This window comes from Burkholderia sp. 28_3 (assembly GCF_003253915.1).
Classification (GTDB): Bacteria; Pseudomonadota; Gammaproteobacteria; order Burkholderiales; family Burkholderiaceae; genus Burkholderia; species Burkholderia cenocepacia.
The window spans coordinates 39,291-54,446 of record NZ_QKZF01000027.1; the positions used below are offsets into that span (position 1 = coordinate 39,291).

Sequence of the window (15,156 nt, forward strand, 5' to 3'; positions counted from 1 at the left end):
GGTACGCGGCAGTATAAGACCGCGCCGCACGAATCGACACAGGACAATATTCGGAATCACAGGAGAACCACCATGTCAGCGACTGACACGATGCCGGCACGTGCGCCGGCCAACTGGCTCGAACGCCGCTTCGCGCTCGCCGCGCGCGGCACGAGCGTGCGCACCGAGACGATCGCGGGCGTCACGTCGTTCCTCGCGGCCGCGTACCTGCTCGTCGTGATCCCGTCGCTGCTCGCGACGGGCGGAATGGAGCGCGGCGCGGCGACCACCGCGACGATCGTCGTGTTCGTGCTGTTCACCACGCTGATGGGGCTCTACGCGAACCTGCCGTTCCTCGTCGGCCCCGGTATCGGCGGCTCGGTGATCATCGGCGTGACGCTCGCGACGACCGAGCACGTCGGCTGGCAGACGGGCCTCGGCATCGCGTGCGTGTCGGGCGTGCTGTTCTTCCTGCTGACGATCCTCGGCGCGCGCGGCGTCGTGGTGCGGCTGATTCCGGTGCAGATCAAGCTCGGGCTCGGCGCGTCGATCGGGCTGTTCGTCACGATGCTCGGGCTGCGCAATGCGGGGATGGTCGTCGCGAACGCGAAGACCAACGCGTTCGCGCTCGGCGACTTCTCGCGGCCGGGCGCGCTGGTCGCGCTGATCGGCCTCGCGGTGGCGATCGTGCTGCAGGCGCGCAAGGTGCCCGGCGCGATCCTGATCGCGATCCTCGTCGCGGCCGCGGCCGGCGTGCCGCTCGGCGTCACGCACCTGCCGGCGTCGTTCGTGTCGCTGCCGCACAGCATCGCGCCGATCGCGTTCAAGCTCGATATCGGCAGCGCGTTGAGCCTGGCCGCCGCGCCGTACCTGTTCGCGTTCTTCGCGGCGGAATTCTTCTCGACGCTCGGCACCGCGCTCGCGGTCGGCGCGAAGGCGAACCTGCTCGACGAACAGGGCAACCTGCCGGACATCAACCGGCCGTTCCTCGTCGATTCGCTCGCCGCGACGCTCGGGCCCGTGTTCGGCATTCCGGCGCTGACCGCGCTGATCGAATCGGCGGCGGGCGTCGAAGCCGGCGGCCGCAGCGGGTTGTCGTCGCTGGCTGCCGCCGTGCTGTTCGCCGCGATGCTGCTGTTCGTGCCGGTCGCGCTCGCGATCCCGAAGGAGGCGACCGCGCCGGCGCTGATCCTGATCGGGCTGTCGATGTTCGCGACGATCCGCCATACGCATTTCGACGACTTCACCGATGCGCTGCCCGTGATGTCGATGGTGCTGCTCACGCTGATGTCGAACAGCTTCGGCACCGGCATTGCCGGCGGGCTGCTGTGCTACGTGCTCGTCAAGCTGCTGGCCGGCCGCTGGCGCGACGTGTCGTGGGGGCTCGTCGTGCTTGCGATTCCGCTCGGCTATTACTTCTGGACCGTCGTGAAGCCGCACTGAGAGACGGCTTCGCCACGCATCGCACTACCGAAAAAGAGACTGAGATGAAGGGAACACCAGGCAACGTCCCGGCCGCGCGCACGGGCATCGACATCACGCCGGCCCATCGGGCCTTCTTCCACGCGCTGCCGAAGGTCGAGCTGCACTGCCATCTGCTCGGCGCGGTGCGGCACGACACGTTCGTCGCGCTGGCCGAACGCAGCGGCGCACCGATCGAGCGGACGGAGATCGACGCGTTCTACGCGCGCGGCGAGAAGCCGGTCGGCGTGCTGCACGTGCTGCGTGCGCTCGACAAGTATCTGCTGACGCAACCCGACGACCTGCGCCGAATCGCATACGAGTATCTGGAAGACGCGGCCGCGCACAACGTGCGGCATGCGGAATTCTTCTGGAATCCGACGGGAACGGTGCGCGTGTCGGGCATCGCGTATGCGGACGCGCAGGCCGCGATCGTGACGGCGATCCGCGATGCCGCGCGCGATTTCGGGATCGGCGCGCGCCTGATTCCGAGCATCGATCGCGAGCAGGACCCCGACGAAGCGGTTGAGATCGTCGAGTGGATGAAGGCGAATCGGGCGGACGAAGTCGCGGGGCTCGGCATCGACTATCGCGAGAACGACCGGCCACCCGAACTGTTCTGGAAGGCGTACCGCAATGCACGCGCGGCCGGCTTTCGCACGACCGCGCATGCGGGCGAGTTCGGGATGCCGTGGCGCAACGTCGAGACGGCCGTCGATCTGTTGCAGGTCGACCGCGTCGATCACGGCTATACGGTCGTCGACAACCCCGAGCTGTGCGCGCGCTACGCGGAGCGCGGGATCGTGTTTACCGTCGTGCCGACGAATTCGTACTACCTGCGCACGCTGCCGCCGGAGCAATGGGCCGAGCTGCATCCGATGCGCAAGATGCCGGGCCTCGGGTTGAAGATTCATCCGAATACCGATGATCCGACGTTGCACAAGGTCAATCCGGGCGAGGCGTGGGAACTGATGTTCAGTCATTTCGGCTTTACCGTCGCCGACCTGAAGCAGTTCATGCTGAACGGGATCGACGGCGCGTGGGTCGACGACGCGACGAAGGCGGCGTGGCGTGCCGCGTGGGCGCCGGAGTTCGATGCGCTCGCTGCAACGCTCGCGGCGGGCTGAGCCAGACTGGCACACGCCGCTTGTGTTCGCTATATTGGCGTCCGGCAGCACCCTGTCGTGGCGCCGCCGCCGTGCGCGCCCGCGCCGGCATTCCAATAGCAATTCGAACCTGAGAGGCTCCACCGTGCGTATTCCCGCTTTCTGTCTGATGTTGTTCGTCTCGCTGTCCGCGCGAGCCGGCACCGCCTGCGACGCGTTACTCGGCGATTACGCGCCGGCCGCCGGCAAGCCCGCGACGATGCGGGTCGAGAAGGTGGGGAGCGACATCGTGCTGCGCGCGCGTGAAGCCGGGCGCTGGAGCGTCGATACGGCGCCGGTGCACGTGGCTGAACTCGATATGGACGGTCCGGAGAAGCCGCCTGCCGACGCATGCGTGCTGGAGGTGCCGGGCGGCCAGATCATCAGGATGCCGATCGGGACACCGTACCAGGTTACGTCCATCACGGGCAACGGCTTCACGACGAAGCGTTCGACCACCGGCGTCCTGCTGCTGATGACGCAAGGCTTCCAGGTCGACGGCATCGAGCTGTATCGGGTCGCGCGCAGCGGCGCTTCGCCGTCGGCGCCGTGAAGGCCGTTGCCGCGCGCGGACGGCACCGTGCTGCACCCGCCGCATTACACGCGGCTCGGCGACGCTGCGCTGTTCGACGACGATCGCGACGGCGTGCCCGTGTGGCTGTACGCGGACGGGCACATGATGACGACGCCTCGGTAGCCCGGCGCGCAGCCACCCCGATCAGCGAAAGAACCTCAACCAGTCGAACAGGCCCGAATGCGGCTGCGCGCGCCGCCTCGGCGCCGGTGCGCTGCGCGGCCGGAAGTCGGGCGAGAACTGCACGTGCGGATCGATCGCCTGCGCGCGCAGCGCCGCATCGTAGAACGACCCGACGATCGGCAGCGCGCTGTGCGCGCCCGCGCCCCAGTAGTCGCTGCGCAGCGTCACGCTGCCGTCGTCGAAGCCGACCCACGCGCCGGCCACGAGTTGCGGATGCATCAGGATGAACCAGCCGTCGGTGTTGTCCTGCGTCGTGCCGGTCTTGCCCGCGACGTCGATGCGAATCCCGTAGCGCGAGCGGATGTCCGCGCCGGTCCCGTAATCGACGACGCCGCGCATCGCGTCGACGAGCGTCTGCGCGGCGGCCTCCGGCAACGCGCGCTCCGGCGGCGCGCTGCCGAACGCGGCGAGCACCTTGCCGTCGCGATCCTCGATGCGCGTGATCGTCCGCGGTGCGACGTACACGCCGCGGTTCGCGATCGTGCCGTACGCGGACACCATCTCTTTCAGCGTGACCGGGCTCGTGCCGAGCGCGAGTGACGGCACCGCGTCGAGCGGGCTGTCGCGCACCCCCATCGCACGGGCGAGCTGCGCGACCTTCGCGGCGCCTTCGCGCTGCATGACCTGCGCGGTGATGCGGTTGCGCGACAGCGCCAGCCCGTCGCGCAGGGTCATCGGCTCGCCGGTCGGTGGTTCCGCATCGGTCGGCCGCCACACGGCGCGGCCGTCGATCGGGATCGCGACGGGGCGGTCGACGAACGTGTCACCCGGCCGCATCCCGTCCGCGAACGCGGCGCCATAGACGAACGGCTTGAACGTCGAACCCGGCTGGCGCCGCGCCTGCGCGACGTGATCGAACGGCGCGCTGCCGAAATCGGGGCTGCCGACCCACGCGCGGATCGCGCCGTTGCGCGGATCGATCGCGACGAAGCCGGCTTGCACCTGCGTCTTGCGCTCGCACAGCGCCCGCATGAATTCGCGATTCGCGCCGAGTTGCTTCAGCGCAACCACGTCGGCGAGCCCCGTGTCGCGCGCCTGGCGATACTCGGGCGTCTGGCGCATGAAGCCGCGGAACAGGTCGTTGCGCAGCCCGCAGCCGGACGGCCCGCGCCAGGCGCCGTCGGCGATCGCCTGCAGCCGTTCGGTCTGCCGCGTCAGCGCCTGCGTGGCCATGTCCTGCAGCCGCGCATCGAGCGTCGTGCGCACGACGAGGCCGTCCGCGTAGAGATCGTAGTTGTTGCGGTCGGCCCACGCGATCAGCCACTTGCGCAGTTGCACCGCGAAATGCGGCGCGAGGCCCGGCTGCGCCGTCTGCGGTTCGAAATCGACGCGCAGCGGCTGGCGCTGCAGCTTCGCGAGCTGCCGCGGCGACAGCATGCCCATCTGCGCCATCCGGCCGAGCACGATGTTGCGCCGCTGGACCGCGCGTTCCGGGTTCAGCACCGGGTTGTAGTAGCTGTTGCCCTTCAGCATCCCGACGAGCGTCGCGCTCTCCGCGATGTCGAGCTGGTTCGCCGACTTGCCGAAGTAGGTGCGTGCGGCCATTTCGACGCCGTACGCGTTGTACAGGAACGGCACGGTATTCAGATAGGTTTCGAGGATCTCGTCCTTGCTGTACACCGCTTCGATCTTGAACGCGGTGATCAGCTCCTTCACCTTGCGCGTGAGCGTCGGCGCGCGGCCGATTTCGTCCGGATACAGGTTGCGCGCGAGCTGTTGGGTGATCGTCGAGCCGCCCTGGCGGCTGCCCGAGAACGTATGCAGGCCGGCCGCGAGCGTGCGGCGCAAGTCGATGCCGTGATGTGAATAGAAGCGGTGATCCTCGGTCGCGATCAGCGCGTCGACCATGTGCGGCGAGATCTGCCTGAGCGGCACCCATTCGCGGTTCACGGGCCGGAACTCGGCGATCAGCTGGCCGTCGGCCGACAGCACGCGCGCGGGGCGGTCGATGCGCGCCTTGCGGATGTCGCCGATGCTCGGCGTGAACGGAACGAACGCGAGCAGGACCAGCAGGCCCAGCACCGGGATCGCGGCGAACGTCAGCGCCACGCCGCGCCGGGTCGGATGGCGCAGGCGATGCAGCGCGCCGGCGCCCAGCGCACCGAGGCGCGTGCGGCAGGCGGCGGCGAATGGCGCGACACGGGCGCGGCAACGGAGCCACGCGTCTCGGAGCAACGGCACGAAGCGATTCAAGGCGGCAGGGGCGCGGAAGGAAGACGCGCGATCCTAGCAAACGGAACCCGCGCGCCGGCGGCCGAAACGGCCGTTTGCTTGCAGGATTTACAGACGATTACGTTTGTTGCCCGCCGACAACCTTTTACCGCCCGTGGGGCCGCGATTCCACCGACGAAACCACGTCCGCGAGCCGTTGCGCGGCCGCTTCCATCTGCGCGCGGCCGAATCCGCCGAAGCCGAGCACGAGCCCGGGGCGCGCAGTGCCGGGCGCGAACATCGGCGACACCGCGCGCACCGCGACACCGGCCCGGGCGGCGCGCGCGACCACGTCGAGATCGTCGATGCCTGCCGCGAGCCACAGCACGACGTGCATTCCCTGGTCGCCCGGCTGCACCCACGCGCGCTCGCGCGGCAGTCGCGCGCCGAGCGTGTCGATCAGCAGCGCGCGCTGTTCCGCATAGACGCCGCGCACGCGGCGGATGTGGCGGTCGAGATGGCCGTCGGCGATGAACGCGGCGAGTACGTGTTGATCGGCGGTCGGCGCGTGGCGGTCCATCAGTACGCGCGCGCCGCAGAACGCCGGCACGAGATCGTCGGGCGCGATCACGTAGCCGAGCCGCAGCGATGGAAACAGGATCTTGCTGAAGGTGCCGAGATAGATCACGCGATCGGGCGCGAGGCCTTGCAGCGACGGGAACGGATACCCTTCGTAGCGCAATTCGCTGTCGTAGTCGTCCTCGACGACCCATGCGCGGTGCGTGCGCGCCCACGCGAGCAGCGCATTGCGGCGCGCCATGCTCAACGGCATGCCGAGCGGGTACTGGTGCGACGGCGTGACGAACGCGGCGCGCGCATCGGGTGCGAGCCGGATGCCGGCGTCGACGTCGAGGCCGTCGGCGTCGACCGGCACGCGCACCATCGCGTCGCGCCGCCCGGTGCTTTCGAGCAGCGCGGTGATGCCGCGGTAGGCCGGATTCTCGACCCACGCGCGGTCGGTGTCGCCGAGCAGCACCTGGCTCGCGAGATGCAGCCCCTGCTGCGTGCCGCTCGTGATCACGACCTGGCCGGCATCGCAGCGCACCGAGCGCGACCGGCGCACGTAGTCGGCGATCGCTTCGCGCAGCGGCAGCGCGCCTTGCGGATCGGCATAGCCGGACGGCGCGCCGGCGCCGCGGGCGCGCAGGCGATTGCCGAGCCGGCGCCAGATGTCGTCGGGCGCGGTGAGGCCGAGCGGCACCGAGATCGCGAACGGCATCGCCGGCAGCGGGTTGAATTCGTTGGCAAGCCGCGCGAAGGCGGCGGCGGGTTCGGGCAGGGCGTCGCGTACCGGGCGTTGATGGCGGGTGGGTGGTTCGGGTTCGTCGACGGGTGGCGGCTCCGCGAGCGCGTGCGCGACCCGCGTGCCCGCACCGCCGCGCGATTCGAGAAAACCTTCGGCGATGAGCTGTGCATACGCGTCGACGACGGTGCCGCGCGCCACCTGCAGCGACGCCGCCAGCAGCCGCGTGGACGGCAGCGTGTCGCCGGGCCGGACGTCGCCGCGGCGCACCGCATCGCGCAGCGCCTGCGCGAGCTGGCGGCTCAGGTCGCCGGCCGCGCGATCGAGCGCGCCGAGCGACGGGATTTCGACGATCCGGGCCGTTCTTGCCATGATTCTGGTCTGCTGAAATTGTTTCAAACCGGCTCTACAGGATAAACCAGTTTAAGGCCACAATCGACGTATGACGGGCCTGCGCCCGCGCCCCTTTCCCACCCCGTACGACCGTGGAGCCGACATGTACATCCCCGCCGATTACAACGAACCCAATCCGGACGCGCTGCGCGAGCTGATCGTGCAGCACCCGTTCGGCAGCCTGATCACGCACGGCAAGAGCGGGCTCGATGCGATCCACCTCCCGTTCGCGCTGATGCCGGGCGATGGCGGGCTCGGCGAGCTGCATGCACACGTCGCCCGCGCGAATCCGGTCTGGCAGGACGTCGCGGACGGCGACGAGGTGCTCGTGATCTTCCGTGCGGGCGACGCGTACATCTCGCCGACCTGGTATCCGAGCAAGCAGGCGACGCACCGGGAGGTGCCGACCTGGAACTACCGGGTCGTGCATGCGCACGGCCGCATCACGGTGCGCGACGACGAGAAGTTCGTGCGAGGCGTGGTCGCGCGGCTGACGCGCACGCACGAAGCGTCGCAGCCGGTGCCGTGGAAGATGGGCGACGCGCCGCAGGACTACATGGACGCGATGCTGCAAGCGATCGTCGGGCTGCAGATCGAGATCACGCAGCTCGTCGGCAAGCGCAAGCTCGGGCAGAACAAGCCCGCGGCCGATATTCGCGGCGCGGGCGAAGCGCTGGTCGCGGACGGCCAGCTCGCGATCGGCGAGGCGATGCTGGCGGAGGCCGACGCGAAGCGCGGATGAGCGCATGACCGCCGCGCGCGGGCGCGTGGCGAGCCCGCGCGCGGCCCCGGTCACGGCGTGCGCGTCGCACCCTTCGTCCCGTCCCCCGCCTGCGCGAGCGCGCCGCGAATCGCGGCTTCCGTCTTGTCGTACCCGCCTTCGCCATAACGCGTATAGACGATCTTGCCGTTCGCATCGATCAGGTACAGCGCGGGCCAGTACTGGTTGCCGTATGCGCGCCACGTGTCGTAGCGGTTGTCCTGCGCGACCGGATACCGGATGTCGAAGCGCCTGATCGCATCGGCCACGTTCTTCGCGTCGCGTTCGAACGGATATTCCGGCGTATGCACGCCGACCACGACGAGCCCCTGGTCGCGATACTTCCGATACCAGTCGTTCACGTACGGGATCGTATGAATGCAGTTGATGCACGAATACGTCCAGAAATCGACGAGCACGACCTTGCCGCGCAACTGGTCGAGCGTCAGCGGCGCGCTGTTGTGCCAGCGGTCGATGCCGGTGAAACCGGGCGCCGCCATGCCGGCCGGCGCTGCCTGCACGCCCGCGTCGTCGCGGGTGCCGGCGAAGGCGGCGAGCCCGGCCGTGGCGGCGAGGGCGATGACGAGGGCGGCGGTCTTGAAGCGGGGCAGCATGGCGTTCTCCTGATCTTTGGGGCCGCGGCGGGAGGGCGGCGGCCGGACGGGTTTCGACAGGCCCCATTAGGCGGCGCCGACGTATCCGCGATGTGTCCGGCCAGCCGCGCGTGTGCAATGTTGTGTGTCGTCGCGGCGCCGCGATACATTGCGATACAAACGCGTGCCCGCCGTGCGGTATAAAAGCGGACATCGCCCCGCCCGAACCCCGACACCGATACCGGCAACGACTCATGGACAAGCTCGACCACGTGCTGATCGTCGACGACGATCGCGCGATCCGCGAACTGATCGCGGACTACCTGGAGAAGAACGGCATGCGCGTGTCGCTGGCCGCGAACGGCCGCGAGATGCGCAACGCGCTGGACGACGGCGCGCCCGACCTGATCGTGCTCGACCTGATGCTGCCCGGCGAGGATGGCCTGACGCTGTGCCGCGACCTGCGCGCCGGCAAGTTCCGCACGGTACCGGTGCTGATGCTGACCGCACGCGGCGAGGAAACCGACCGCATCATTGGTCTCGAGATGGGCGCCGACGACTACCTGGCCAAGCCGTTCGCGGTGCGTGAGCTGCTGGCGCGGATTCGCTCGGTGCTGCGCCGCGCGCGCATGCTGCCGCCCGGCATGCAGGTCACGGAAACGGCCGCGCTGCTCGCGTTCGGTGAATGGCAGCTCGACACGACCGGGCGCCATCTGCTCGACGCCGAAGGCACGCTGGTCGCGCTGAGCGGCGCCGAATACCGGCTGCTGCGCGTGTTCCTCGACAACCCGCAGCGCGTGCTGACGCGCGACCAGTTGCTCAACCTCACGCAAGGGCGCCAGTCCGACCCGTTCGACCGCTCGATCGACCTGCTGGTGAGCCGGCTGCGCCAGCGGCTGCGCGACGGCGCGCGCGAGCCGCGCTACATCAAGACGCTGCGCAACGAGGGCTACGTGTTCTCGTCGGCCGTGACCGCCGTCGACGGTACGCCATGAGCGCGCGCACGCTGTGGCGCTGGCCGCGTTCGCTGTTCGCGCGGCTCGCGCTGATCCTATGCGTGGGCCTGGCGCTCGCGCAGACGCTGTCGTTCTGGCTCACCGTGACCGAGCGCGACCAGGCGACCACGAACCTGATGATGGGCTACATCGAGCGCGAGGTCGCGAGCTCGGTCGCGTTGCTCGACCATCTGCCGCCCGCCGAGCGCACCGCGTGGCTGCCGCGCCTCGCACGGCGCAGCTATGCATTCATCCTCGGGCCCGGCGAAACCGGCACGCCGCCGGAGGCGCGGCTGTCGGCGCGCGTCGAGCGCTCGATCTCGGACGGCATCGGCGGCGACTATCCGCTGACCGCGAATTCGATCCCCGGCGACCGCGAACATCTGCAGGTGCATCTGCGGCTGACCGACGGCTCGCCGCTGACGATCGACATTCATCCGATGTCGACGGTGCCGCTGTCGGGCTGGCTGCCGGCCGTGCTCGTGGTGCAGCTCGCGGTGCTGGCCGCGTGCTGCTGGCTCGCGGTGCGGCTCGCGACGCGGCCGCTCAAGCAGCTCGCGCAGGTCGCCGACGCACTCGGCCCCGACCTGAAGGGCGAGCGGCTGAGCGAAGACGGGCCGTCGGAAGTCGCGCGCGCGGCACGGGCCTTCAACGCGATGCAGGACCGCATCGCGCAGTACATGGCCGAGCGCATGCAGATCCTCGCGTCGATCTCGCACGATCTGCAGACGCCGATCACGCGGATGCGGCTGCGCGTCGACGTGATGGACGACGACACGCAGGGCGCGAAGCTGCGCCAGGACCTGCTGGAGATGGAGCATCTGGTGAAGGAGGGCGTCGCGTACGCGCGGACGCTGCACGGCACCGAGGAAGCCGCACGCCGCATCGACGTCGACGCGCTGCTCGACAGCATCGTGTGCGACTACACGGATGCGGGGCAGGACGTCGCGCTGCACAGCCGCGCGCCGCTCGCGCTCGTCACGCGGCCGAAGGCGCTGCGCCGCATCGTCGGCAACCTGGTCGACAACGCGCTGAAGTTCGCGGGCGCGGCCGAGATCGACGTGCGGGCGGCGCCGGACGGCGGCGCGGTGATCGCGGTGCTCGACCGCGGGCCCGGCATTCCGGACGACCAGCTCGACGCGGTGTTCGAGCCGTTCCGGCGCGTGGAGACGTCGCGCAATCGCGATACCGGCGGCACGGGGCTCGGCCTCGCGATCGCGCGGCAACTGGCGCTGGCGATGGGCGGCACGCTCACGCTGAGCAACCGGCCCGACGGCGGCGGGCTCGAAGCGACGTTGACGCTGAGGAACGCGGGCTGATGCGACGCCGCGCGCGAGCGTCGCCGTGTCGGGCGCGTGCTGCGGCGTACGACGGGAGCGACGTCACGCGCGGTGCAGATGCTGGTCGACGAGCGGCGCGAGCGCTTGCGCATGCACGGCCGCGAGATCGTGCCGGCCGCCCGGTACGACGTGCAACCGCGCATCGGGCAGCCGTTCGAGCAGACGCCGGCCGGCCGCGACCGGGCTGATCGGATCGTCGTCGCCCCACAGCAGCAGCGTCGGCTGCGCGATACGGCCGATGTCCTGAGACAGGTCCGCACGCAACGTCATGAACCAGTCCGGCAACCGCGGGTTCGCCTCGGCGAAACCGGCGCGCCAGTCCTGCGCGCCGAGTCCGGCCATGTCGAGGCCGCCGGACGTGACCGTCAGCACGAGATGCGTGACGAGATCCGGCTTGTCGAGCGCCGCGCGCATCGCGATTACGCCGCCCATCGATTGCGCGATCACGGCGGTCGGCCGGTCGACGCTTGCGAGCACATGACGCACGAGACCGTCGAAATCGTCGACGGCGGGATCGCGCGGCGTGTCGCCGAAGCCCGGATACGCGACGATCCGCCGCTCGGCCGGATGCGTGAGCCTGCCGGCCAGCGGTTGCCAGAACGCGGTGCTGCCCGATGCGCCGGGCAGGAAGAGCAATTGCGATGGAGCGGGCATGGCGTGTTGGTGTTCCGGTAGTCGAAGCGAAGCGGGACGACGAGCGGCGCGAGCGCGTCAGCAGCGGCCGGTGCGCAGCGCGACGGTCCAGTCGTCGCGCCCGCGCGCGGCCGCGGTGGCGGCGGCCGTGTGCCAGTCGTATTCGACCGCATGGAATTCGACGTTCCAGCCGGCCGCCGTGCGCGACACCATCGCGTAGCGCGCGTGCGGCGAGCCCGTCTCGATCCGGTGCGGATGCGGCAGGTCGTCTTCATATGCCTGCAGCCCGACGCTGCCCGGATTGACGATCAGCCTGCCGTCGTCGAGCCGTGCTGCACGCGGCACGTGCGTGTGGCCGCACAGAATCAGCGACGCCGCCGTGTCGCCCGCGCGCTGCGCGACTTCATCGGGCGTGGCCGCGCGGCAGCCGTCGGGCGTGACCGTTTCGAGGAAATAGACGAGATCGCTGGCCGGCGTGCCGTGCACCATCAGCACGTCGCCGTCGAGCGTCAGGCGTTCGGGCAGCGCGGCGAGCCAGTCGAACTGGTCGGCGCGCAGCGTGTCGTGCGCCCAGCGATCCGACAGCCGCATCGCGTCGCGCTCGCCGGTGAGCAACTGCCGTTCGTGATTACCCTTGACGGTCGGCAGGTCGAGCGCGATCAGGCGGTCGGCCGTTTCGGCCGGATGGAGCGCGCCGGACACGATGTCGCCGAGATTGACGATCACGTCGGCGCCGCGGCGGCGGACGTCGTCGAGCACCGCGTCGAGCGCGGCGAGGTTGCCGTGGATGTCGGACAGCGCGGCGATTTTCATGGCGGCAAGTCGATGTGGGGAATGGCGATTGTCGCCAATTCGGCGCGGGTCGTGCAATCGGGTCACGGCATCGGCGCGCGCGGCCGCGAGCCGTGCGTCAGTCGGTCGCGAGGCGTGCGTACATCGCGAAGTCGCCCGGCGTGCCGCGCACCATCTTGTAGGCGCGCAGCAACCCTTCGTAGCGGTAGCCGCACTTCTGCAGCACGCGCGCGGAGCCCGCGTTGCTGGTCAGCACGACCGCCTGCATGCGCATGAAGCCGCCGTGCGTGAGCGCCCACGCGGTGACGGCTTCGCACACCGCGCTCGCGATGCCGCGCCCCCAGTGCGACGGCGCGAGGTCGTACGCAATTTCCGCCGAGCGGTTCACGGTCGACACCGTATGCAGCCCGACTGTCCCGGCGAGCGCGCCCGACGCGGTGTCGACGATCGCGAGACGCCGGATCGAATCCGGATCGGTCGATTCGATGTTGTCGAACAGCGGCAGTAGATCGTCGGGCGAGCGCAGGTTCCAGCTCGTGTGGCGAACGGCGTCGGGATTCGACAGGTACGCGTACCACGCGTCGAGGTCCGCGCGTTCGAGTTGCCTGAGCGACAGCCCGGGGTAACCGGCGCGCGGCGGCGTGGCGATTTTCATCGAGCCCGGCGCCTACGCGGCATGGCGCCGGTACAGCGCCAGCGAACCGGCGAGTGCGAGCAGCATCGCGCCGCACGTGCGTTCGAGCCACAGCGCGCCCGCGCGTTTCAACAGCCGCACCGCGCGTGCGCCGAGCAGCGCGTAGCCGAACATCACGACGCCGTCGAGCAGCGCGAACGTGACCGCGAGCGCGACGTACTGCGGCGCGAGCGGCGCGGATGGATCGAGGAACTGCGGCAGGAACGCGGAGAAGAAGAGATAACCCTTCGGGTTCGTCACCGCGGTCAGGAAGCTTTTCGCGAAGATCGACGCGTTGCGCTCGGTTGCCGTGCCGTGTTGCGCGGCCGCGACGTCGAGCGCTCCCTTCGACGTCAGCAGCCGGATGCCGACATAGGCGAGGTAGGCGGCGCCGAGCCACTTCACGACCGAGAACCAGAACGCCGACGCCATCAGCAGCGCGCCGAGCCCGAGTGCGACCGCGACGATCAGCACGAAGTCGGACAGCATCGCGCCCGCGAAACCGTAGGCCGCGCGGCGCACGCCGTAGCGCGAGCCGTTGGTCAGCGCGAGCAGCACGGTCGGGCCGGGTGTCGCGATGCCGACGAATGCGACAGCGGCGAAGATCAGCAGGGTCGTTTCATGCATGTTTGAACTCCCGATGGAGGGCGCGCGTTCGATTATCGGGGGCGTCGGCCCTCGCTGTACAGGCGCGGCAGTGAGCGGCGACGGCCACGCCCGAACTATCTCAATTTCGACAAGAAACTGTTGTCATTATTCCGCTTTGGAACGAAACCGGTTCCAACTACCATACCGGCCGCAGCGGGCATGCCCGCCGCGTCGTCGCGCGTGGACGTCGCCGGTCTCGCACCGCCGGCGGATGTCGGCGCCCGCGCGCGCCACTCGCAAACAGCCAGCCAGAACAACGGGCTCACCGCCCGGAGACATACAACATGAACAAGCAACTGATCGCAGCGCCGCTGCTGCTCTCGCTCGCGGGTATCGCCGCCGCGCAAAGCTCCGTCACGCTGTACGGCATCGTCGACGCGGGCGTGACCTATCGTAGCAACGAGCGGGTCGGCTCGGCGGGCGCGTACACCGGGCACTCGAGCGTCGGCCTCACGACCGGCAACCTGTCCGGCAGCCGCTGGGGCATCAAGGGTTCCGAGGATCTCGGCGGCGGAATGCGCGCGCTGTTCGTCCTCGAGAACGGCTTCGACATCACCAACGGCACGTCCGGCCAGGGTGGCCGCCAGTTCGGCCGGCAGGCGTTCGTCGGCGTCGGCAGCGACCGCTACGGCACGGTCACGCTCGGTCGCCAGTACACGTCGCTCGACGATTTCGTGAGCCCGGTCGGCCCGTCGTCGTTCATCGGCGGCTTCGGCGCGCACCCGGGCGACATCGACGATCTCGATCAGACCGCGCGCGTCGACAGCTCGATCAAATATACGAGCGCGAACTACTCGGGCTTCACGTTCGGCGCGCTGTACGGCTTCGGCGGCCAGCCGGGGAGCATGAAGCAGCGCAACACGTGGAGCGTCGGCGCCGCATACGCGGCCGGCCCGCTGCGTGTGGGCGTCGGCTACGAGCGCTCGGACAACAGCAAGAAGGGCGCGACCGACCCGACGGCGGGCAAGTGGCAGAGCACCGACGACGGCCTGTTCAATTCGTCGATCAACGAAGGCTATGCGAGCGCGCAGTCGCAGCAGGTGATCGCGACCGGCGCGACGTACGACTTCGGCCCGGCCGTCGTCGGCGTGAACTACAGCAACGTGCAGTACCGCGGCGGCGCGCAGTCGCTGTTCAGCGGCCATGCGACGTTCAATGTCGCGGGCGTGTTCACGCGCTGGAACGTGCAGCCGCAGACGCAGCTGTTCGCCGGCTACAGCTACACGCGCGGCAGCGACGTCGACGGTATCGACAACCGCGCGCAGTATCACAACGTCACGCTCGGCGCGGTCTACGACCTGTCGAAGCGCACCAGCGTGTACCTGCTGGGCGCGTATCAGCATGCGTCCGGCACGACGCTCGACGCGCTCGGCCGGCCGGTGGACGCGACCGCGTCGGTGTCCGACAAGGCGAACGGCCATTCGTCCGATTCGCGGTCGCAGGCGATCGTGAGCCTCGGGCTGCGCCAGAAGTTCTGACGCAGCGGTCGTTGCGCGTGCAACGGGGCTCGCAGCCGATGCGGGTCACGTTGCA

At 69.6% G+C, this 15,156-nt stretch carries 14 protein-coding genes; 7 read left to right on the forward strand and 7 right to left on the reverse strand.

The features are described 5' to 3' along the window. Positions 1-72: 72 nt before the first annotated feature. From DFS13_RS34545 to DFS13_RS34555, 3 genes are read left to right on the forward strand one after another with little or no spacing between them, the layout of a single operon-like run. Complete coding sequence (locus DFS13_RS34545) at positions 73-1,422, forward strand: NCS2 family permease (RefSeq protein ID WP_006491121.1); 1,350 nt, start codon at positions 73-75, stop codon at positions 1,420-1,422. Positions 1,423-1,466: 44 nt separating this feature from the next. Then, complete coding sequence (gene add, locus DFS13_RS34550; protein ID WP_006495138.1) at positions 1,467-2,567, forward strand: adenosine deaminase; 1,101 nt, start codon at positions 1,467-1,469, stop codon at positions 2,565-2,567. Continuing rightward, positions 2,536-3,138, forward strand: coding sequence for a hypothetical protein (locus tag DFS13_RS34555; protein WP_226245377.1), 603 nt, complete (start codon positions 2,536-2,538; stop codon positions 3,136-3,138). The genes add and DFS13_RS34555 overlap by 32 nt, the downstream gene beginning before the upstream one ends. 165 nt (positions 3,139-3,303) lie before the next feature. Here the strand turns inward: DFS13_RS34555 and DFS13_RS34560 are convergent, their stop codons facing one another. Beyond that, entirely contained in the window at positions 3,304-5,535 is a 2,232-nt protein-coding gene (locus tag DFS13_RS34560; RefSeq protein ID WP_062910309.1) for a penicillin-binding protein 1A, read from the reverse strand. Between the two features lie 124 nt (positions 5,536-5,659). Continuing rightward, positions 5,660-7,168, reverse strand: a complete 1,509-nt coding sequence (locus DFS13_RS34565) for a PLP-dependent aminotransferase family protein (protein ID WP_060210947.1) — start codon at positions 7,166-7,168, stop codon at positions 5,660-5,662. Positions 7,169-7,292: 124 nt separating this feature from the next. Between DFS13_RS34565 and DFS13_RS34570 the strand changes: the two genes are divergently transcribed. Next, positions 7,293-7,931 carry an FMN-binding negative transcriptional regulator gene (locus DFS13_RS34570; RefSeq protein ID WP_006495144.1) on the forward strand — a complete coding sequence of 213 codons (639 nt, stop codon included), beginning with the start codon at positions 7,293-7,295 and terminating at the stop codon, positions 7,929-7,931. 50 nt (positions 7,932-7,981) lie between these two features. Here DFS13_RS34570 and DFS13_RS34575 read toward each other — a convergent pair whose 3' ends face one another. Next, positions 7,982-8,563, reverse strand: a complete 582-nt coding sequence (locus tag DFS13_RS34575) for a thioredoxin family protein (protein ID WP_006490070.1) — start codon at positions 8,561-8,563, stop codon at positions 7,982-7,984. Between the two features lie 233 nt (positions 8,564-8,796). Between DFS13_RS34575 and DFS13_RS34585 the strand changes: the two genes are divergently transcribed. Both DFS13_RS34585 and DFS13_RS34590 read left to right on the forward strand, forming a co-directional pair. Next, a complete protein-coding gene (locus DFS13_RS34585) occupies positions 8,797-9,537 on the forward strand; it encodes a response regulator (protein WP_006490080.1) in 741 nt (246 codons plus the stop codon). Beyond that, positions 9,534-10,856, forward strand: coding sequence for an ATP-binding protein (locus DFS13_RS34590; RefSeq protein ID WP_111442716.1), 1,323 nt, complete (start codon positions 9,534-9,536; stop codon positions 10,854-10,856). The genes DFS13_RS34585 and DFS13_RS34590 overlap by 4 nt, the downstream gene beginning before the upstream one ends. A gap of 63 nt (positions 10,857-10,919) precedes the next feature. Here DFS13_RS34590 and DFS13_RS34595 read toward each other — a convergent pair whose 3' ends face one another. The 4 genes from DFS13_RS34595 to DFS13_RS34610 form a co-directional block, all read right to left on the reverse strand. Then, a complete protein-coding gene (locus DFS13_RS34595) occupies positions 10,920-11,531 on the reverse strand; it encodes an alpha/beta fold hydrolase (RefSeq protein WP_006490057.1) in 612 nt (203 codons plus the stop codon). Between the two features lie 57 nt (positions 11,532-11,588). Further along, positions 11,589-12,323, reverse strand: coding sequence for a metallophosphoesterase (locus DFS13_RS34600; RefSeq protein WP_006490078.1), 735 nt, complete (start codon positions 12,321-12,323; stop codon positions 11,589-11,591). A 97-nt stretch (positions 12,324-12,420) separates the two neighbouring features. Beyond that, the gene (locus DFS13_RS34605) at positions 12,421-12,957 is read right to left on the reverse strand and encodes a GNAT family N-acetyltransferase (protein WP_058903523.1); all 537 of its coding nucleotides are present in this window, start codon (positions 12,955-12,957) and stop codon (positions 12,421-12,423) included. A gap of 12 nt (positions 12,958-12,969) precedes the next feature. Next, the gene (locus DFS13_RS34610) at positions 12,970-13,602 is read right to left on the reverse strand and encodes a LysE family translocator (protein ID WP_006490064.1); all 633 of its coding nucleotides are present in this window, start codon (positions 13,600-13,602) and stop codon (positions 12,970-12,972) included. A gap of 305 nt (positions 13,603-13,907) precedes the next feature. Here DFS13_RS34610 and DFS13_RS34620 point away from each other — a divergent pair, with 305 nt between their 5' ends. After that, on the forward strand, positions 13,908-15,101 hold the full coding sequence (locus tag DFS13_RS34620; protein WP_111442717.1) for a porin: 1,194 nt from the start codon (positions 13,908-13,910) through the stop codon (positions 15,099-15,101). Positions 15,102-15,156 lie beyond the last annotated feature (55 nt).